This is a genomic window from Myxococcus xanthus (assembly GCF_006402735.1).
In the GTDB taxonomy this organism is placed as follows: domain Bacteria; phylum Myxococcota; class Myxococcia; order Myxococcales; family Myxococcaceae; genus Myxococcus; species Myxococcus xanthus_A.
In genome coordinates this window covers 8,032,882-8,053,036 of sequence record NZ_CP017174.1, presented here as the reverse complement: position 1 = coordinate 8,053,036, position 20,155 = coordinate 8,032,882, and the positions used below count along the sequence as shown (strand labels likewise).

10 protein-coding genes are annotated in these 20,155 nt (G+C 73.1%); 8 read left to right on the top strand and 2 right to left on the bottom strand.

Translation table 11 applies throughout. The annotated features are described in order from the left end of the window. The first annotated feature begins 57 nt into the window (after nt 1-57). From BHS09_RS33100 to BHS09_RS33070, 7 genes are all read left to right on the top strand, one after another. Nucleotides 58-9,636 (top strand): tetratricopeptide repeat protein, encoded by a 9,579-nt coding sequence (locus BHS09_RS33100; protein ID WP_140800020.1) that lies wholly within the window; start codon nt 58-60, stop codon nt 9,634-9,636. Then, nucleotides 9,627-10,232 (top strand): hypothetical protein, encoded by a 606-nt coding sequence (locus BHS09_RS33095; protein ID WP_140795364.1) that lies wholly within the window; start codon nt 9,627-9,629, stop codon nt 10,230-10,232. Before BHS09_RS33100 ends, BHS09_RS33095 begins: the two co-directional genes overlap by 10 nt. Then, a complete protein-coding gene (gene queC, locus BHS09_RS33090) occupies nt 10,232-10,924 on the top strand; it encodes a 7-cyano-7-deazaguanine synthase QueC (RefSeq protein ID WP_140795363.1) in 693 nt (230 codons plus the stop codon). Before BHS09_RS33095 ends, queC begins: the two co-directional genes overlap by 1 nt. Next, a complete protein-coding gene (gene ddpX, locus BHS09_RS33085; RefSeq protein ID WP_140800019.1) occupies nt 10,921-11,577 on the top strand; it encodes a D-alanyl-D-alanine dipeptidase in 657 nt (218 codons plus the stop codon). Before queC ends, ddpX begins: the two co-directional genes overlap by 4 nt. Nucleotides 11,578-11,675: 98 nt before the next feature. Continuing rightward, on the top strand, nt 11,676-13,007 hold the full coding sequence (locus tag BHS09_RS33080; protein WP_237079971.1) for a YfbK domain-containing protein: 1,332 nt from the start codon (nt 11,676-11,678) through the stop codon (nt 13,005-13,007). Between the two features lie 9 nt (nt 13,008-13,016). Further along, nucleotides 13,017-14,840: a sensor histidine kinase gene (locus tag BHS09_RS33075; RefSeq protein WP_140795360.1), complete on the top strand. Its 1,824-nt coding sequence runs from the start codon at nt 13,017-13,019 to the stop codon at nt 14,838-14,840. Next, a complete protein-coding gene (locus BHS09_RS33070; protein WP_140800017.1) occupies nt 14,837-15,538 on the top strand; it encodes a response regulator transcription factor in 702 nt (233 codons plus the stop codon). The genes BHS09_RS33075 and BHS09_RS33070 overlap by 4 nt, the downstream gene beginning before the upstream one ends. A gap of 2 nt (nt 15,539-15,540) precedes the next feature. On the opposite strand, the gene BHS09_RS33065 is transcribed toward BHS09_RS33070, so the two are convergent. Next, nucleotides 15,541-16,464, bottom strand: coding sequence for a HEAT repeat domain-containing protein (locus BHS09_RS33065; RefSeq protein ID WP_140800016.1), 924 nt, complete (start codon nt 16,462-16,464; stop codon nt 15,541-15,543). Then, on the bottom strand, nt 16,461-18,323 hold the full coding sequence (locus BHS09_RS33060; protein ID WP_140800015.1) for a protein-arginine deiminase family protein: 1,863 nt from the start codon (nt 18,321-18,323) through the stop codon (nt 16,461-16,463). Before BHS09_RS33060 ends, BHS09_RS33065 begins: the two co-directional genes overlap by 4 nt. A gap of 177 nt (nt 18,324-18,500) precedes the next feature. Here BHS09_RS33060 and BHS09_RS33055 point away from each other — a divergent pair, with 177 nt between their 5' ends. After that, complete coding sequence (locus BHS09_RS33055) at nt 18,501-20,117, top strand: DUF1800 domain-containing protein (RefSeq protein ID WP_237079970.1); 1,617 nt, start codon at nt 18,501-18,503, stop codon at nt 20,115-20,117. Nucleotides 20,118-20,155: the final 38 nt, after the last annotated feature.

Here is a 20,155-nt window from a genome sequence, read left to right as displayed (position 1 = left end):
GGGGTTTGCCAGAAATTTCGAGGGCTTGGAGCCCGTGCTAACGTCACTGCTCCCGCGATGGCTACCGAAAGCGATTCTCCCAAGCCCGCCACGGCGCTGGATGCGCGCGCCGCCGCCCCCGAATTGCGCCTGCTGGACCGCAGGGCGTTCGTGGGCTTCCCGGCGCTGGAGGTCCTGCCGGGACTGCGCATCTCCGACTTCGCGCTCCAGATTCCGGACGTCAGCTTCCCCTTCAACGTCAGCGCCGGTGCCACGCGCTATCAGCGCAAGAAGCTGCACTTCGGCTTCCTCGAGCTGTCCGTCGACGCGGACCTGGTGACGCGCCGGGTGGCGGAGCTGGCCGGGCGTCTGGCCGGCATCGAGGACCTGCGCCTGCACTTCCGGCCCGGCTACCTTGAAGGCCAGGGCCGGCTGCCCGCGCCGGAGCACACGCCCTTCACCTTCAAGGTGGCGTTCGACGCGGATGGGGAGCGGCTCGCCGTCTACCTCTACGATGTTCGCCTCTACGGGTTCTCCTCCACGCCGTCCGTGCAGGTGCCGGGGCTGCTGTCCGCGGCAGTGGGCGCGCTGGCGCTGGTGCCGGATGTCGAGGTCCGGGGGGCCACGGGGTTCTCCACGCGCGTCTTGCCCGTGCTGTGCCAGCTGGCGGCGGTGAGCCGCGGCTACAAGATGCCGACGCTGGACACCGCGCGCCTGTCGGCCGCGGAGGTCTCCAGCACGGGCCTGCGCCTGCGCTTCTCCGCGGGGGGCCTGCCGCCGCCGTCGCCTCCGGACGAGGAGCTGCTGCTCGCGCTCGAGGGCGCTCGGGCCTTCGCGGATGCCGAAGGGCTCATCGCGCAGGGCCGGCTGGCTGACGCGCGTCAGGCGTACCTCCAAGCCGGTGATGCGCAGGACGCGCACCCCTTCGCCGCCGAGCGGCTGCTGTCGCTGATGGTGGCGGACCCGCAAGCGCATGACCTGGCGCTGGACGTGGCGGCGACGCTGCAACGCCGCAGGGACCGCAGCCCTGCTTCGCTCTGGGGCGAGGCCGTGGTGCGCGAGCGCCGGGGCGAAGGTGCCCGCGCCGCCGAGCGCTACCTGGCGCTGTGCGCGCTCGCGCGCCGGACCTCGGAGGAGGCCGCGGCCTTCTTCGCCGCCGAGGCCGCCGCCCGCTGCTCGCGAGACACCGCGCCGCAGGTGGCGGTGAAGGCGCTGCACGAACTGCTGGGGCTCAAGCCCGACCACCTGCCTTCCCTCAAGGCGCTGGCGCGTGCGTCGGACCAGGCCCGTGACAGGGCCGGCGCGGTGCGGGCCTATCGCCGGTTGGCGGCGCTCGCTCGCGACCCGGCCGAGGCCGCCGATGCGCACGTGCATCTGGCCCGGCTGTGCGCGCAGACGGAAGACGACATCGCCGGCGCGCGCCTGCACTGCGAGGCCGCGCTGCGGCTGGCGCCGGACCACCCGGACGCGCTGCTGCTGTTGGGCGAGCTGTGCCATCGCGGTGGCGAGCACCTGCGCGCGCTGAAGGCCCTGGACCGTCTGCGCGAGGTGGCCATGGGCCGCCACGAGCTGGACCGGGTGGGCCATGCCGACCTGATGGCCGGCCGCGTGTGGGACGAAGGCCTGAAGCAGCCGGAGAACGCGCTGCTGCGCTTCCGTGAGGCGGTGTCACTGCTGCCCGGTGAGCCGGAGCCGTTGTTCGCCGCCGCGCGTGTGGCGGAGGGACTGGGCCGGTTGCAGGAGGCGCTCGCGGGCTACCAGCAGGCGCTGGAGCTGGCGGGACCGGCGCCGCGCTCGGAAGGGGTGCGGCACGCCGCGCACGCCAGCCACCACGCCCTGGCGCGGCTGTACCGGACGCGGCTGGGTGATCCGGCGCGCGCGCGGGAGCACCTGGAGTCCGCGCTGGCGTTGGACCCGCGCGACGCGGTGGCGCTGGAGGAGCTGATTCCGTACTTCCGCGCCACGGGCCGCTCGCAGGAGCTGGCGGAGGCGTTGGAGAAGTCCGCGGCGCTCCAGGACGCGCCCGGCAAGCGCGCGGCGGCCTGGGCCGAGGCGGGCGAGCTGTACCGGGGCAAGCTGCAACAGCCGGAGAAGGCGGAGCGGCTGCTCCTGCTGGCGCTGGAGGCGGATGGCGACCACCGGCCCGCGCTGGAGTCGTTGCTGGCGCTGGCCGAGGCCCGGCGTGACGGCGCGCTGCTGACGCGGTGCCTGTCTTCGCTGGCGCGGCTCGCCACGGACCTGAAGGAGCGCGCGCAGAAGTACCGCCGGCTCGCGGTGGCCGCGCGCGACCTGGCCTTCGATTTGGACCTGGCGGTCCACGCGCTCCAGGAAGTGCTGCGCGCCGAGCCGGATGACCTGCCCGCGCTGGGCGAGCTGTGCGCGTTGCAGCGCAAGCGCGCCGACATGGCGGGGCTCGCCGACGCGCTGGAGGTGCGCGCGCGGGTGGCAGAGGCGCAGGGCGACAAGCGGCTGGCCGCGGCGGCGCTGCGTGAGCTGGCCGGAGTGCTGGAGGCCCGGCTGGGCCGCGTGGGTGACGCGCTGGTGGCGCTGGAGAAGGCCGCGCGGCTGGCGCCGGACGCCGCGGTGCTGCTGGACCTGGCGGACCTGTCGCTGCGCTGCGAGCGCCCCGAGCATGCGCGGCGCGCGCTGGAGACCTTGCTGTCCACGCTGCCTCGCACGGCGGCGCCGGAGAAGCTGGCGGACGTGCGCTCCCGGTTGGGCCGCGCGTGCGAGATGCTGGGTGACCGCGAAGGCGCCATCGCCGCCTACGCGCAGGCCTTCCCGCTGCGCCGGCTGGATGATGCCCTGGCCGCGCGCCTGGAAGCGCTCTACACGGAGGCCGGGGAGTCGCAGGCGCTGGCCGAGCTGTGGGCCAACCGCGCCCAGGCGCTGATGGGCGCCGACCGCGCCGAGGAGGCCGCGCCGCTGTTCCTCCAGAGCGCTCGCGCGCTGCTGGAGCGAGGGGAGAACGCCGCCGCGCTGATGCGCCTGACGGCCGCGCTGGAGGCGAGCCCCGAGGGCCCGCTGGCCGCCGAGGTGTTGGAGTCGCTGGCCGAGCTGGAGCTGGAGCGAGGCGAGAAGCTGGAGGCCGCGCGCCTGTACGCGCGCCGCGCCGCGCTGATGCCCGAGGCCCGCGCTGGCGCGAAGCTGCTGTTCCGCGCCTCGCTGCTCGCCGCGGGGACCAGCCGCGAGGAGGCCTTCCTCGCGGACGCCCTGGAGCGTGACGCGAGCTACGCGCCCGCGCGCCAGCGCCGGGGTGAGCTGCGCCTGCCCACGGATGCCCGCGCCGCCTTGGAGGACTTCGAGGCGGTGCTGGCCCTGCCGCCCGCGGACAGCGATGCGCCGCGTGAGAGCGAGCGCGTGGCCCTGACGCGCAAGGCCGCCACCGCCGCGGTGCGCGCGAACCGCACGGATGCCGCCCGCCGCCTGCTGGCCGAGTACAGCGCCCGCGCGCCGGAAGACCTGGACGCTCGGGTGGAGCTGGCGTCGCTGCACCGCAAGGCCGGTGCGCGCGAGGCCCTGGCGGACCTGCTGGTGGAGCTGTGGCCGCGCCTGTCCGGCGAGCCCCGCCGCGCCGCTCGCCGCGAGCTGGCGGAGCTGTCGCTGGGCCTGGGGCGCGCCACCACCGCGGTGGACGCGCTGCGCAGCCTGCGCCTGGAGGAGCCGCACGACACCTGGGCGGCGCAGTCGCTGCTGGACCTGCTGCCTCCGCCCGGCACCGGCACGCCAGAGGAGGAGACGGAGCGGCTGGAGTTGCTGAGCACGCTCGTGGCCGCCGCCTCGGGCGAGGCGCGCGCGGAGTTGCTGGCCCGGCGCGCCGTGCTTCACCGCGCCGCGGGCCGGGTGTCCGCCGCGCGTGACGACTTCTCGGAGGCCGCGAAGGGTTCTCGTCGTCCCGCATCGCTGCTGCTCGCGCTGACGGAGCTGGCGCGCGAGTCGGGCGACGAGGCCGCGGAGCTGGACGTCTGGCGCCGCGCCGTGTCCGCTGATGCCAACCTCGCCACCCGCGCTCGCGAGCGCCTGCTGGCCCTGTCCGCCACGCTGGTGGAGAAGGACGAGCGCGTCCTCGCGCGCGAGGCCCTGGGCGCGGCCATCGCGCTGGACCTGTCCGCGGCGGAGCGGTGTGACGCCTTCTTCTCCCTCGCTGAGTTGGCGCGCCGTGATGGCAAGCCGGAGGACGAGGCCACCGCGCTCGCTGAAGCGGCGCTTCAGGGGCCCGCGCCTCGCCGCGTGGAGGCGCTGCTGGCGCGCGCCGCGCTGCTGGAGTCCAGCGGCCGCCTGGAGGACGCGGGGCAGAGCCTGGAGGCAGCGCTCGCGTTGGCACCCCGGCACGCGCAGGCCACCGCCGCGCTCCAGCGCGTGCTGCGGGCCCGGGAGGACTGGGCCGCGCTGGCCGAGCTGCTCTCCACGGAGGCCCCCCACGTGGCGCCCGCCGAGGCGGCCGCGATGTACGCCGAGCTGGCCAGCCTCTACCTGGACCGGTTGTCGCAGCCGGTGCCCGCCGAGGCCGCGCTGCGACAGGCGCTGCGCCTGTCCCCGTCCGATGCCGCCGTTCGCCGTCGCCTCGTCTCGCTGGTGGCGGAGCGTGGCGAGCTGCGCGAGGCCGCGGCGTTGCTGGAGACCGCGGCGGAGAGCGCCACGGCGCAGGACGCCGCGCTGCTGCTGCGCGAGGGCGCAGGCCATGCGCGCGGCGCGCACGACCTGGACAAGGCGCTGAAGCTGGCGCGCAAGGCCCACTCGCTGGTCCCCGCGCAGGGGGCGGAGCTGGCGTCGCTGGCGGAGCTGCTCTACCTGCGCGGCGCGGTCATCGAGGCGCTGCCGCTGCAAGACGCACTCGCCGCCGCCGCGGATTTCCACAGCGCGCCGGAGGCCGCGGAGTCCACGTGGCTGCGGCTGGCGGAGCTGGCCGAGCAGACCGGAGAGACGAAGCGCGCGGCGGCCGCGTACCGGAAGCTGCTCGCCGAGCGGCCCCTGTGCGAGGCCGCCGTAATGCGTCTGGCCGCGCTGCTGGAGAAGGATGACCCGCGCGGCGCCTTCGAGGTGCGCGTCACCCACGCGCACGCATTGGCGCCGTCCGAGGACACCGTGCAGCGGCTCGTCGAGCTGTCGGCGCGGGCCCGCGAGGTGCTCGCGGACGCGGGTGTGGCGGCCTCGCTGCTGGCGCGCGCCGCGTCGCTGGCGTCGGAGCCGCTGCCGCTGCGTCGCCGGTTGGCGGCGCTGCACCGGGAGACTGGCCGCACCTTGGAGTTGCTCGCCGAGCTGCGCCAGGTGGCCACCCTCAGCCTCGAGGCAGGGGACCCGGACGCGGCGCTCGAGGCCTATCAGGAAGAGGCCCGGCTCGCGGTCGACCTGGGCCGCGCGGACGACGCGCTGCGGGCGCTGGCGGATGCGCGCGACTTGCTGGAGGCGCGGGGGCAGCAGTCCGAGGCCGCCGCGTGCGAGCGCTACCGGGCGAAGCTGCTGCGCGACGTGAAGCTGGACCCCGCCGGCGCCGAGGTCGCGCTGGAGCGCGCCTTCGCCCTGGCCGTGGACCTGGGCACCGCGAAGCTGGGAGCGGCGCTGGCCGAGCGTCGCGACGACGCGGAGGCCGAGGCGCGTTGGCTGGAGCGCGCGCTGCCGCTGTTGGATGACGCGGGCGAGGCCGCGGCCGTGTTGCTGCGGCTGGCGCGGCTGAACCTGGGCGTGCTGTCGGACGTGGCGAAGGCCGAGGAGTTGCTGCGCTCGGCGCTGCGCAAGGACCGGGCGCTGACGGAGGCCGAGGGCCTGCTGGAGAAGCTCCTGGAGAGCGACGGCCGGCTGGCGGAGCTGGCGGCCTGGTACGAGGAGTGCGCGGAAGGCGAGCCCGACGCGGCCCGTCGCGCGGAGCTGTTCCTGCGCGCCGCCGTGCTGTACCGCGACCGGGCAGGGCGCCCGGAGGCCGCCGCCGCGGCCTTCATCGCGGCGCGTGGCGCGCGCCCGGACGACCTGGAGCTCACCGCGCAGGCGGCGGAGCTGCTGCACGAGGTGAAGCGTCACGCGGACGCCGCGGAGTTCGACGCGGTGCTGCTGGAGGCGGACCCGTTCCGCGAGCCCGTCTTCGCCCGGCACCTCGCCTTCCTGGAGGAGGCCGAGGACCACCAGGCGCTCGCCGAGCTGATGCTGCGCAGGGCGCAGCGCCAGGATGCCGCGGGCGCCGCGGAGAGCTACCTGTCCGCCGCCCGTGCCTTCCGCGCCGCCGGTGCCCGCGAGCGGGCGCTGCTGTGCGAGGACCAGGCCTTCGAGCTGAGCCCCGCGAGCGCGGAGGCCTTCGAGCACGTGCGCGAGCGCGCGGCCGGGGACGTGCGCCGGCTGGCGGACCTGCTGTCCCAGCGCGCCGCGGCGCTGTCCACGTCGGAGGCCCTGCCGCTGCTGCGCGAGCGTGCCTCTCGCCTGCTGGACGCGGGCGAGGCGCTGCTGGCCGCGGAGGCCTTCGACGAATACCTCTCCCTGGCGGGGGACGACGTGGACGCCCTGTCCGCGCGCGCCGAGCTGGCCGCGAAGGGCGGAGGCCCCGTCGCCGCGCGCCCCTATGACCGCCGCCTGCTGGACGTGGGAGGCGACGCGCTGCCGGTGCCGGTGCGAACGCGGACCTGGTTGCGGTTGGGCCATGCCTCGCTTGGCGCGGGCGCGTTCCACGACGCGGCGGATGCCTTCGAGTCCGTGGTGGCGCTGGAGCCGGAAGGCGAGCGCGGCCGCGAGGCGCTGTCGCTCCTGGCCGAGGTGCACTCGCGCACGGGCAACGCGCCGGGCCTCTACCGGGCGTCGCTCCAGTTGGCGCGCCATGCGGAGGACGCCGCCACCGCCGAGGTGCTCTACCGCCGCGCGGCGGACCTCTTCGACGACCCGAAGGACGCCATCGACGCGCTGTTGCCGCTGGCGCGCCTGCGTCCCGCGGATGCGTCCGTCATCGACCGGGCCGTGGCGGGGCTGCACGCCCTGGGACGTCATGGCGACCTGCTGGACGTGTACGCCTCGGGCGCGGAGGCAGCGGGTGGCCGTCGCGCGGCGGAGCTGCTGTTGGCCGCCGCGTCGGTGGCCTCCAACTCGCTGGCGGATGAAGACGCGGCCTGGACGCTGACCCAGCGCGCCTCGGAGGCCGCGCCGGAGGACCTCACCGCGCTCCATGCACTGGTGACGGGCCTGCGTCAGCGGGGCGATTCCACGCGGCTGCTGGCGGCGCTGGAGCAGCTGGTGCCGCGCGTCGAGGACGCCGACGAGGCCGCGGTGCTGCGGCTGGAGCTGGCCGCGCTCGCGCGTGCCGCGGGCCGCGAGGACGTGGCGCGCGAGGCACTGGAGGAAGTGGCCGCGCGTGGCGCCTCGGGCGCGGGTTACGCGGATGCGCTGGAAGCCCTGGAGCCGCTGCTGAAGGACGCGCCCGCGCGCCGCGCCGAGGTGCAGGTGGCGCGCGCGGAGCTGGCCTCTGGCCGCGAGCGGCAGGTCCTGCTCATGGCGGCCGCGCGGGGCTTCGAGGCCGCCGGACAGCTGCCGGAGGCCCTGAAGGCGGCGAAGGACGCCGCCTCGGTGGAGCCGGACGTCGACGCCGTCCTGCGGGTGGCCCACCTGTACCGCGCGTCGGGCGAGGCGCCTCGCGCGGCGCGTGCGCTACTTCAGGCCGCGCGACTGGCGGCGCCGGAGGAGCGCCCCCCGCTGCTGCTGGAGGCCGCGGGCCTCTGGGAGAAGGCGGGCGAGCACGGCGAGGCGCTGGAGGTGTTCGAGCGCATCGCCACCGAGGCACCGGACATGCTCGCGCCCTCGGAGCTGGCCGAGCGCTTCGGCCGGCTGGGCGCCTTCGCTCGCGCGCTGGAAGTGGGCTTCGCGCCCGCCATGGCCTCGGGCGACCTGACCGACGCGCTGGCCATGGCCGCGCAGGCGGGCGACGCGGCGCGCACGCGCGAGGCGCTGTGGGCCCTGGCCGCGCTGGCGGACGCGGACCCCGCGCATGCCTCGGCCCTGGCGGATGGCCTGCGCGCGGAAGGCGACGCGGAAGGGTTGTTGGAGCTCGCGGGCCTGTCCGCCGCGCGTGACGCCGCGTTCGCGGTGGCGCTGCGCGACGAGGTGCTCCGCTCGGCGGCGGCCTCGGTACTGCCTCGCCTGCGCGCGCTGGAAGAGCTGGCGCCCGAGCCGGGCTTCGCGGCCCGTCTGACGCTGTTGCTGCCCACCCTGGAGAAGCTCCCGGAGGCGTTGGCGGAGGCGGTGCTGGCGCAAGTGCATGCGCAGCCGGGCACGGTGCGGGTGGAAGCGCTGGCCATGGCGGCGGACGGCTGGCCCTCGCGGCGCAAGGCGCTCTTGCGCGAGCGTCACGCGCTGGAGCTGGAACTGGGCCGCTACGAGGCCTGCGTGCGCACGCTGTCGCAGCTGGCCGACGAAGAGTCGGACGCGGCGGCTCGCGCCGTCCTGCACCTGGAGCGCGGCGAGCTCTTGCTCAGCCCGCTGGAGCAACTGCCCGAGGCGCGCGAAGCCTTTGAGCAGGCCCTGAAGGACGACCCCGCGCAGCTCCATTCCCTGCGGCACCTGTTGTCGCTGGTGGACCTGGGCGAGGAGCCCGCCGTCTTCGTGTCGCTGGTGGAGCGGCTGGAGCAGGCCGCGGGCGCCGAGTCCGGCAACACCTACCGCGAGCGGCTGGCGGACGCCTACGAGGCGCTGGGCATGGTGGCGGACGCTGCCGCGCAGCTCGAGCGGTTGCCGGAGACGGACGAACGGCTGGCCCGCCGCGCGAGGTTGGCGGAGGAGCGCGGCCTCACCGGCGAGGCCCTGCGCCTGCGCGAGCGGCTCACCGACGAACCCGCGGTGCTGGAGGCCATCCTCCGCGGCTACCTGGACGCGCAGTTGGTGTCGCCTGGAGCCCGGCTCGCCGCGCGCCTCTTCGATGCCGGCGAGCTGTCCCCTGAAGTCACCCGCATGGCCGCCGAGCACCTCTCCACGGTGCCCGAGGGTGTGTCCCTGGCCGTCCGCATCTGGCCGCACCTGCTCCGGGAGCACCCGCTGGACGTGGATGGGTGGACGCTCTACGCGGAGGCCCTGCGGGCGCTGGGCCGGACGGAGGACTCGCAGCGCGCGGACGGCGTGGGCGCGGCCCTGTCCTCCAGCGACGCGGCGGCGCCGCAGGCTCCGGTGTCCGCGCTGCCGGTGCCCTCGGGCTTCGAGCACTCGGTGCCCGCCGGTGCGGTGCCGGTGACGGCCGAGCGCCTGCCCCGGCTGGCCGCGGCGCTTCGTCCCGTCCTGTCCTCGCTGGGCGCGGGCTCGCTGCAGCTCGTGATGGACCCGGTGGGCGGGGTGGAGGCGTACCTGGCCAGCGGCGACGTGCTGGTGCTGGGCGCGGGCGCGCTGTCCTGCTTCGGCGCCTCCGAGCTGGGGTACCTGTGCGCGCTGGCGCTGGCGCTGGGTGAAAACGGCGTCAAGCTGGCCCGTCCCGGTCTGGTGCCGGGTATGGAAGTGGCGGCGGTGGCGGCCTTCCGCGCCGTGCCGGCCTCGCTGGCGGCGGGGCGCGTCCTGGCGCGGCTCGACGCGGAGGTGCGCGGAGGGGACCCGGCGCAGGTGGATGTAGGCGCCGTGCTTGCCCGTGGCGACACCTTCCGGGCGCTGGCCCTTTGCGTGCTGGACGGCGCCTGGCCGTGTAGCGTGGCGCCGCCATGCACGTGAAGCGTCTCGCTCTCGCCGCCCTGCCCGTCACGGCCGTCGCCGTGGCGATGGCCTGCTATTCCGAACCGGTGTACCCGGGTGACCAGGTGCTCGGTTCGTTCCGCTTCGAGGCCCGGCTGGATGCCGCGCGCACCACGTGCGACGCCTCGGTGCCGGACTTCGCGCAAACCAACGACGCCGGCGTGTTCCTCTTCGAGGGCACCTTCTCGCGCGACACGGACGCGGGCACGGGCTTCTTCACCGTGCAGGGCTACTCGCGGGACGCGGGCTATGAAGGGCAGGTGGCCACGTCCACGCTGAAGGCCGTCGCGCCCCGCGCGTCCTGTGGCACGGGCTGCGAGGACTCCGCCATCGAGGAGACGCTGCGGGTGACGCTCTTCAGCGACAGCCAGGCGCGCAGCCTCAGCCGGGACTGCCGCCAGTTCGACGGCGGCATCCCCGACGGTTCGGTGCCGGGCCCCACGGAGAACGGTTACGACGTGTCGCTGGCGTGCGGCTCCCTCACGGACATCTTCTTGCCGGGGACCCGCAACTGCAATTGCCAGCCGACCACCTGCACCACGGTGTACACCGTGCAGGGAGAGCGGAGGGATTGATGGTGAAGCGCGCGGTGGTGTTGATTTCGGGCGGCCTGGATTCGACGACGTGCCTGGCCATGGCCAAGGCGAAGGGTTTCGAGCCCGTCTGCCTGGCGGTGGCCTACGGACAGCGGCACGCCGTGGAGCTGGAGCAGGCGAAGAAGGTCGCCGCCGCCATGGGCGTGACGGACTTCCGGGTGGTGTCCATCGACCTGCGGCAGGTGGGCGGCTCCGCGCTGACGGCGGACATCGAGGTGCCCAAGGACCGGCCCTCGGATGAGATGAGCCACGGCATCCCCGTGACGTACGTGCCGGCGCGCAACGCGCTGTTCCTCTCGCTGGCGCTGGGGCTGGCGGAGGTGGTGGGCAGCACGGACATCTACATCGGCGTCAACGCGGTGGACTACAGCGGCTATCCGGACTGCCGCCCGGAGTTCATCCGTTCCTTCGAATCGATGGCCAACCTGGCCACCAAGGCGGGCGTGGAGGGTGCGCGCTTCACCGTGCACGCGCCGCTGTCCGGCCTGACGAAGGCGGACATCATCCGTGAAGGCGTGAAGCTGGGCGTGGACTACGGCCTGACGCACTCCTGCTACGACCCGGACACCCAGGGCCGCGCCTGTGGGCGCTGTGACAGCTGCGTGCTGCGCAAGAAGGGCTTCGAGGAAGCCGGCGTTCCGGACCCCACGCGCTACACGGAGTCCGCGTGACGCCGCGCCTGGGCTGGGGCGTGGTGGTGGCGCTGGGCCTGTCGTCCGGGCCCGCGCTGGCCAACGACGCGGGAACGCCGAAGGCCGCGGCGACGCCGAAGGCCGCGGCCTCCCTGGTGGACGCCACCACGGTGGTGTCGGACCTGGTCGTGGACCTGCGCTACGCGACGGCGGACAACTTCCTGAAGCGGAAGGTGTACCCGGACACGGCGCGCTGCCTGCTGCTGCCCGAGTCGGCCGAGCGCCTGAAGAAGGCCGCGGACGTGCTGCGTACCCAGGGCTACCGGCTGAAGGTGTACGACTGCTACCGGCCGCGCGCGGTGCAGTACCAGATGTGGGAAATCATGCCGGTGCCCGGCTACGTCGCCAACCCGCGCACCGGCTCCAACCACAACCGGGGCGGGGCGGTGGACCTCACGCTGACGACGCTTGAAGGCAAGGAGGTGGAGATGCCCACCCCCTTCGACACCTTCAGCCGCGCCGCGCACCATGGGTACGAGGGCGGCACCGAGGCGTCGCGCAAGCACCGCGAAATCCTGCGCGAGGCCATGGAAGGCGCGGGCTTCAAGCGCAACCGCATGGAGTGGTGGCACTACGATTTGCCGGACGCGAAGACGCGCCCCGTGCTGGACGTGCCCTTCTCCTCGCCATGACATGATGAAACCATGATGAACGGAGGGCCCGCGTGCGGCACGCTGCAGGCACCTCCCCAGGGTGGTCACGGCGTGCGTGGCCCGGGATGGCACCCACGATGAAGCCCACCCTCTGCAATGCCCTCTGTGTCGTCCTCCTGGTGCTGTCCGCGCCTGCGCTGGCGGCCGGAGGCCTCTCCGGCACCGTCGTGCGTGCCAGTGACAGAAGCGCGATTCCGGAGGTGCGCGTCACCGCGACCTCGCCCGTCCTGCCGGAGCCCCGTTCCACGGTGACGGACGCGAATGGCGCCTTCCGCTTTCCCCAACTGGAGGATGGCGTCTATTCACTCCGCTTCGAGAAGGAGTCCTTCCAGGCGCTCATCCGGACGGACATCACGGTGAAGGCCGGGCATGCGCCCCCCGTGGACGTGGCGCTCTTGGCTGCGTTGTTGACGCGCCCCTCCGTGCTGGCCCCCGCGCCGGTGGACGATGACCGGGGGCGGGCACCCGCCTGGGCGTTGCAGCACCTGCCCGTGCTCGTGCCGGATGGGGCGTGGCAGACCGTCTATCGCGCGTCGTTGGGCAAGCCGGGCTCTGGCATCGAGACGCGGGGCTTCGGGGTGAACCCCACCATCGACACGGAGGAGTCGCGCGTCTCGGAGTTCCCCGTGGCCGTGGACACCAGCGCCTATGCGGTGGCGCGCGACCACCTGTCCCGCGACGTCTTCCCCGCGGAGGGCGCGGTGCGGACGGAGGCCTTCATCAACAGCTTCAACTCAGGGGACGAAGGCGAGCCGTATGGCCCCTTCCTGCTCTACGTCGAGGGCTTTCCTTCGCCCAGCCGCAAGGGCTACCACGTGGTGCGAATCACGGTGAAGGCTCGCGAACCGGTCCGCGAGGTGGGCGTCCAGGTGGAGTTCAGCCGGCAGGCCGTCGCCCGCTACCGGCTGCTGGGCTACGAGTACCTGTCTCCGAACCCGGAGCCGCTCGACCCGGGAGACGACACGGCGCTGTTCCCGCTGGCCGCCGGCCAATCCGTCACCACCATCCACGAGGTGAAGCTGCGTGGGCCCTCCATCGCCTTCGGGATGCTCCGGGTGCGTTACGAGCAGAGCAACTCGAGCATCTGGCGCCGGGTGCAGATGTTGATGCCCTCCAGCACGTTGCGCTCCGACTATGCCCGCGCCGCCCCATCCACGCGCCTGGCCTACGTGGCCTCCGCGTTCGCGGAGAAGTTGCGAGGCTCCTTCTGGACGCGAGCCCTTGACTGGCCCCGGCTGCTGGCGCTGTGGGAGGGCATCGGCGAGCCGCTGCGAGCCCGCAAGGACGTGGCGCAGCTCGGGGCGCTCATTCGCAAGGCCCAGTCGCTGGACACGCGCAAGGAGCGCTTCGAGCGCCTCATGCCCAGTGGAAGCTCGGACTTCGACGACGTGCCCTCCCTGGGAAACTGAGCCGCTCCGATGCTCCGCCGGTTGCTGCCCACCCTCATCGCGCTCCTGCTGGGCTTCGCCGGGCTGGCCTGGGGCCTGGGCTCGCTCCAGCGCATCTTCGCCGCCGAGCGGGATGACGCGCAGGCCTCGCTCGACTCCCGCCGGGAGGCCCTGGAGCAGTACGCGCGTGCCTCACTGGCGCAGTCCCTGAGAGACCGCCTGGAAGCGGCGCGCCCCTCGCTGGAGGCTGCCGCGTTGGATCCGCTCGCCCCGGCAACGGGGCTCTACCTGCGCGAGCGAGGCACGCAGTTGCTGCCTCGGCTGGCGCTCCACGACACCGGCGAAGACGCGCTGGCGAAGGCGCGTTACGCGGGCCTGCGTGCCGGCACGGAGCGGGCGGACGAGGCGGAGGACCCCTGGGCGGAGCGGCTCGCGCTGATTCGCGAGGTGGACCGGGCGCTGTCACGCGGCGACCGCCGCGCGTCCACCGTGGCGCTGATGGCGCTGCTCCAGCACCGCTCGCAGTACGTGCTGGCCTCCACGCGCGATGTGCCGGGCTTCCTGGTGGTGCTGGAGTCGCTGGCGGAGCGGGGCGACCCCGTGCCCCAGTTGATGCACGCGCTGGTGCGTGACGGCCTGGCGGACGGGCGCAGCGGGCGCCTGGATGGATTGCAGCGGCTGCTCCTGCTGCGCCGCGCGCGCTTCACGAAGGAGGACTTCGACTTCCTGCGCGAGCGCATCGTGGCGCTCTCCACGAAGGCGGGCGTTCCGGCGGCGGACTTCGAGGCCCGCGCCGCCGAGCTCGCTTCCGAGCCACTGCCGTTGCCCAGGACGCTTCCGGGCCCCGCGCTGGTGCGAGCGGGGTGGTACCTGGAGCCGCGTGGCGGAAATCACGTGCGGGGCGTGGCGGTGGACTCGGGCGCGCTGCTCCAGTCGCTGACACGGGAGATGCGCGAGCGCGGGTTGCTGGAAGCGGACGGACAGGTGCGGCTGCTCGCGGACGCGGAGGTGCTGCCGCTGGCCGACCTGCCGCTGTCGGTGGACACGCCAGAGTGGGCGCGGGCCCAGGGCGCGCTGGAGCGGCGCTACCGGCTGAAGACGGGCATGGTGGCCGCGTGCGCGGTGCTGGCGCTGGGCATCGCCGCGCTGGCCTTCGTGGCCCAGCACCGCAAGCTGCGCTTCGTGGAGCTGAAGAGCGACTTCGTGGCCACCGTGTCGCACGAGCTGCGCACGCCACTGGCCTCCATCCGGCTGCTGGCGGAGACGCTGGAGTGGCGCCTGGCGGAAGGCACGGACGCGCGCGACTACCCGGCGCGCATCGTCCGGGAAGCGGACGGCCTGGGCTTCCTGGTGGAGAACCTGCTGTCCTTCAACCGCATCGACAAGGGGCGCTGGGTCCCGAAATTGGAGCCGGTGCGCCTGGACGAGCTGGTGGCCCAGCTGCGCAGGGACTTGGAGTTCTGGTCCAAGGTGCCCGTGGAGCTGGAGGCGGACGTGGGGGAGTTCTCCCTGCGCGCGGACGGACAGCTCCTGCGCCTGCTGCTTTCGAACCTGGCGCGCAACGCCTGTGCCTACAACACCCGCAGCCCGGTGCGCCTGCGCATCGAGGCGCTGTCAGATGGCCGCGTGCGCTTCTCCGACAACGGCGTGGGCATTCCCCAGGCGCAGTGGGAGCGCGCCTTCGAGGAGTTCGTGCGCCTGCCCGGGCAGGGACACGATGCACCCGGCAGTGGTCTGGGGCTGGCCCTGTGCCGCCGCATCATGCGCGTGCACGGCGGCACCCTGCGCGTGGCTGCCTCCAGCTCCGAGGGCACCACTTTCGAGCTTCGCTTTCCTCATACGGTGACGACATGACCTCATCCGTTCCGGCGCTCCTCCTGGTGGAGGACGACGCCAACCTGCGGCTCGCGCTGCGCGACAACCTGGAGAACCAGGGCGGCTACGCGGTGGAGGAAGCCACCTGCGTGCGGGAGGCGCGCGAGCACCTGGGCCGGCGCGACTTCCAGCTCATCCTGCTGGACGTCATGCTGCCGGACGGTGACGGCTACACGCTGTGCCGCGCGCTGCGCGAAGAAGGCGTGGCGACGCCCGTCCTGATGCTCACCGCGCGCACCCTGGAGGACGACGTGGTGCGGGGCTTCGAATCAGGCGCGCAGGACTACCTGGGCAAGCCCTACCGGCTGCGCGAGCTGCTGGCGCGCGTGGGCGCGCTGGTGCGCCGCTCCGGCGCGGCTCCGGTGAAGGGCCTGCGCTTCGCGGGCTTCCGGATGGACCTGGACCGCCGGAAGGTGGAGACACCTGCTGGAGTCGCGGTGGAGTTGACGCGGACGGAGTTCGACCTGCTCGCGTTCCTGGTGCGGGAGCGCGAGCGCGTGCTGCGCCGCGACGAAATCCTGGACGCGGTGTGGGGCCGGGACGTCGTCGTGGACCCTCACACCGTGGACAACTTCGTCTCCAGCCTGAAGAAGAAGCTGGGCTGGAACAGCACGTCCCGCTTCGCCATCCAGACGGTGCGCGGTGTGGGGTACCGGATGGAAATCGAAGCGGCCTGACGTCAGCGCAGCGGGCTGTGGCGCAGCCGGTCGGCCAGGGCGTCCAGCGCCGCCTGTTGGGAGGGCGGGGCGCTCAGCCGGGCCGCGTCGATGAGCGTGGGCGTCTGGGGCGCATCCACGCGCAGCAGGGCGTTGGAGACGGCGCGCCGCACGTCACCGTCCGTGTCCAGGTACGCCCGCACCAGCGCCTCGGCCGCCACGCGGCGGATGGCGCCTTCCTCCGAGCGCGCCTTTACGCCGGACGTCTTCCATGCCCACGCGGACCCGGCATCCCCCAGGGCCTTGGCCAACTGTCGCATGACTTCGCGCTCCGGCCGGGCGTCCAGTGCATCCGCCAACGCCCGTGTCGCCACGAGCCGCCGGCACAGGCCCAAGGCCTCCATCGCGGCCTCGCCCCGGGCGTCCTTCTGTTTCGACATGGCGATGAGCGTGTTCGCCGCGTCCAATGTCTCCAGGCGTGCCAGCGCTCCAGCGACCGGGCGAAGGACCTGGGGCTGGGTGTCCGGACTTTCGAGAAGGCTCTTCCACAAGGGGGCCAGGCGGGGGTCACGCAGCGCCCCCGTGGCCTCCACCAGGCCCACCTTGAAGGCCAGCCGCGCGGACTCGCGCGAGGGGAGCCGCGGCGTCTCCTGAGGCGGGAAGGCGAGCCGCTCCACCATGGGCCACAGCGCCTCCGGCCCCAGCGCACGAAGCCCCGGTGACACCGCGGCCAGGGTGCCCCGCTTCTTCGCGTCCAGCGCGTCCACCTGGGCGGCGGCCGTGTCGAACCGGATGAACGCCGCTGGATTCTCCCGGCGGGCCCGGGAGATGTTTGCTTTCAAGCCGGCCCTCCAGTCATCACCCGGGCGGGGCGTCTGCGTCCCACCCGCGCTCAGGGAGACCAGCATCAAGGCGGCGCTGATGCCGCGAAGCAGTGCGCGTCTCATCGTCCACCCTCCCACCACTTCACGTCGGGTACCTGCCGAGCGCTCTGGGTGGCGCAGTGGACTTCGCCCTGGGCGATGTGGAACGGCGCCCACGCATCCACCCAGTGCACGCGGATGCCATAGGCTCCGAGCGCATCCTCGAACCGCGTCTTGAACGGGTCCTTCCCATCGATGAGCGGTCCGTGCGGGTCTGGCGCGATGACCTGCGTGGGCGTCAACGACAGCAGGTTCAACGTGGCGGGCTGGTACGCCGTCACGCCGTCTGAAGCGTTCTGGAAGAGGAAGGGCAAGCGGATGATGTCGGCGTCCGTGAGGCCCGTCTCCTCGCGGAGGATGGAGAGTTGCGTGTCGATTTCCAGTGCCGCCACGGCGCTGGCGTCCATCAGTCCGGAGTTGTCGAGCACCTCGGCGATGCTCGCCTCCGCGGGAATGGAGTACGCCCAGGACAGGCCGGCGAAGAGCTTCGCGTCTCCGTGCCCCCGGGCCTGCGCGTCCTGGAGCATCCGCCGCGCGAGCGCCGGGTCGGCCACCAGGGCAATCCAGCCCCGAGGCGTGGGTGCGGGCAGGAAGGTGAACGTCTCATCCACGTGGTCCACGAACAGCCACGAGGTGTCTACGTAGATGGGAGGCTGCACGGCCTGCGCCTCCAGCATCTTCGTGAAGCTGGGGTCGGGCTGATAGTCCGGCCGCGAGTCCGGCCCCCGGCCCCGGAACAGCCGGCCCAGGGGATACGTGACACCGTCCTTCTCGTACGGCGGGATGACCTCCGTGTTGCCGAAGGAGTTCAGCGTCTGGGAGGCCATGGACATGCCCTGCTGGTACTGCTGGATGGCGGCATTGTCGGGGCCGCGAAGCCAGAACGCGATGCGGCCGGCCGCGCGAAGGGGCGCGTTCTCGTCGGTGTTGTAGACGTGCGGCGCGCGGTAGTTGACGCGCATGACGTGCTGGCGGCCGCCTGTGGCGGGCATCGACATGTACGCGGGCTCGAAGTAGTCCTGCGGCCACAAGTCATCCACCGCGAACTCGGAGTAGACCATCCGCTCTCCTGAATCCGCGAGCACGCCGCCCAGCGCCTGCCGGAACTGGTTGGCTTCGATGCTGGCGGCGGGCTTGGAGACGAAGACGTTCCACGCGGGCGTCATGTGGTGGAAGAGCACCACGGGTGCCACGCGCATGCGGACGGTGTCGGTGAACACCGGGTCGTGCGGGTTGTTCCGGCCGATGGTGAGCACCACGTCCGCGAAGCCATCCCATTCCTCGGGGTCGCGAACGATGTCGCGCCCCTCGATGGCGAGCACCACGCCGCGCCGCACCTCGGCGGTCGTCAGGAACACGGTGTCGGGAAAGCCGCTCGAGACGAAGTTGCCCCGCACGCGCTTGAACAGGCGCACCTTCTTGCCCGCGGCCCCGGACACGATGACGGAGCCCACCGTGCCCGCGGGCGCCTCGGGCCAGGGCGCCGTGCGCAGCCGGGCCAGGTCCTCCAGGTCCGACTCGCCATTCACCACCGCGTCCATGGCGTCATGGCACTGCGTCAGCGCGTCATCGCTGATGCGGTGGGGGTCCATGGAGAAGGGGCAGGCGTCCTCGTCGTCGTCCAGGTTGGCCAGGAAGATGGCGCCGCGCTCCGCCGTCCAGGTGTCCTCGCCCTCGTCCTCCGTGGGGTTGTCGAGTTCGACGATGCCATTGCGATTCACATCCGCGCGCAGGTCGACCACCGGATTGAAGGGCCCTTCGAGTGGATCCTCGCTTCCGGGGCGTCCCCCTTCGTCATCGGCCAGGGGCCCGCAGGCGCTGGCCAACAGGCAGGCGAGCAACAGCGGCAGGAGTCGTGCTCGGGCGGGCGGGGACGGCGGCATGGCGCTCTCCGGGGGCGCCGACGGGCAGCCCCAGTCCCGGTGGAACGACATCGTGCGCCCCGCAGCAAGTCACGATGCAGTGGCCCGGGAGTCCTTTGCGCCAGGAAAGCGTCATTTGACTTCGAGCCCACAGCTCACCGCGTAACTTCAGGTACCGTGTGGGGTTCCTCCATCGTCATGCGACTTCTGTCTGTCGGATTCCTGGTGGCCTTCGTGCTCTCATGTGCGAGCGGGCCGCACCCCACGACCGTGGTGGCGTCCGAGCCTGTATCGGCCGAGCCCACCTTCGACGAGGCACGCGCGGTCCACGTCCTGCGGCGCATGGCCTTCGGACCTTCGCGACAGGCGCTGGCGGACCTGCGGCGCCAGGGGGTGGAGGAATGGATGGCGTCACAGCTCTCCCGTCCCGGTGCGCCGCTGCCAGCCGGTCTGGAGGCGAAGCTCCAAGCGCTGCCCACGTTGGCGATGTCCATGGCGGAGCTGGTGCGGGAGTACCCGCCGAAGCGCCAGCGGGACGAAGCCTTGATGGACGGGCGTGAGCCACAGCGTCCCGCCCTCATCGGCATGGAGCAATCCGCGGCGAAGCTGCTGCGGGCGGTGGAGAGTCCCAACCAGCTCGAAGAGGTGCTGGTGGACTTCTGGTTCAACCACTTCAACGTGTCCGCGGACAAAGGCGCGGTGCGGTGGATGGTGACGGCCTACGAGCGCGATGTCATCCGCCCACATGTCTTCGGCAGCTTCCGGGAGCTGCTGGGCGCCACGGCCCGTCATCCAGCGATGCTCTTCTACTTGGACAACTGGCGCAGCGTCCGTGACGGCATGCCGGAGCGCGTGTCACGCGAAGCGCTGTCAGAGGATGACGACGCACCGGAGCCCGCCGAGCTGAAGCGCGGCCTCAACGAGAACTACGCGCGCGAGCTGCTGGAGTTGCACACGTTGGGCGTGGAGGGCGGCTACACGCAGCAGGACGTGCGTGAGGTGGCCCGCTGCTTCACGGGCTGGAGTATCCGCAAGCCGCGCCAGGAGCCCGCGTTCTACTTCCGTCGCCGGGCGCATGACCCGGACGACAAGTGGGTGCTGGGACAGCGCATCCCCGGACAGCGGAGTGTGGCGGATGGGGAGCAGGTGTTGGACCTGCTGGCGCGACACCCCTCCACCGCGCGCCATGTCGCGAGCAAGCTGGCGCGGCGCTTCGTCTCGGACACGCCGCCGCCGGCGCTGGTGGAGCGGGTGGCGAAGGTGTTCCTCGACTCGGGCGGGGACTTGCCCACCGTGTACCGCGCGCTCTTCCAGTCACCGGAGTTCTGGGCCCCCGAGGCGCGGGCGGTGAAGGTGAAGACGCCCTTCGAGTTCGTGGTGTCCGCGCTGCGGGCCACCGAAGCGGAGGTGACGGTGCGCCCCCGGCTGGTGCAGTCCCTGGCGAAGATGGGCGAGCCGCTCTTCCGGGCCCCGGCGCCCACGGGCTTTCCGGAAGGGACGGCTCCGTGGGTGAACAGCGGCTCCCTGGTGGCCCGGCTCAACTTCAGCCTGGAACTGGTGTCCGGGCGGATGCCGGGGACGAAGGTGACGCTGAAGTCCTTGGCCGCGCCGGCCGAGCCCACCGAGCGCGCCTGGGTGGACGCGCTGGGCCAGGCGCTGCTAGGCGCGCCTCCGTCGGAGGAGACGCGAGCGACCATCCTCGACGCGCTGTCAAAGCGCGCCGAGGCCGCCAGCGCCGTGGGAGAAGTTCGCCCCGTGGATGTCCCGCTCATCGCCGGGTTGTTGCTGGGCTCGCCGGAGTTCCAGAAGCAGTAGGGGAGATGTTCCACTCCTGGGGCAGGTCGGCCTCACAG

What these genes read in the sequence shown, in the direction of transcription:
- BHS09_RS33075 (WP_140795360.1), top strand. Translation starts at nt 13,017, where the DNA reads ATGCTCCGCCGGTTGCTGCCCACCCTCATCGCGCTCCTGCTGGGCTTC.
- BHS09_RS33070 (WP_140800017.1), top strand. Translation starts at nt 14,837, where the DNA reads ATGACCTCATCCGTTCCGGCGCTCCTCCTGGTGGAGGACGACGCCAAC.
- BHS09_RS33065 (WP_140800016.1), bottom strand. Translation starts at nt 16,464, where the DNA reads ATGAGACGCGCACTGCTTCGCGGCATCAGCGCCGCCTTGATGCTGGTC.
- BHS09_RS33055 (WP_237079970.1), top strand. Translation starts at nt 18,501, where the DNA reads ATGCGACTTCTGTCTGTCGGATTCCTGGTGGCCTTCGTGCTCTCATGT.
- BHS09_RS33080 (WP_237079971.1), top strand. Translation starts at nt 11,676, where the DNA reads ATGAAGCCCACCCTCTGCAATGCCCTCTGTGTCGTCCTCCTGGTGCTG.
- queC (WP_140795363.1), top strand. Translation starts at nt 10,232, where the DNA reads ATGGTGAAGCGCGCGGTGGTGTTGATTTCGGGCGGCCTGGATTCGACG.
- BHS09_RS33060 (WP_140800015.1), bottom strand. Translation starts at nt 18,323, where the DNA reads ATGCCGCCGTCCCCGCCCGCCCGAGCACGACTCCTGCCGCTGTTGCTC.
- BHS09_RS33095 (WP_140795364.1), top strand. Translation starts at nt 9,627, where the DNA reads ATGCACGTGAAGCGTCTCGCTCTCGCCGCCCTGCCCGTCACGGCCGTC.
- BHS09_RS33100 (WP_140800020.1), top strand. Translation starts at nt 58, where the DNA reads ATGGCTACCGAAAGCGATTCTCCCAAGCCCGCCACGGCGCTGGATGCG.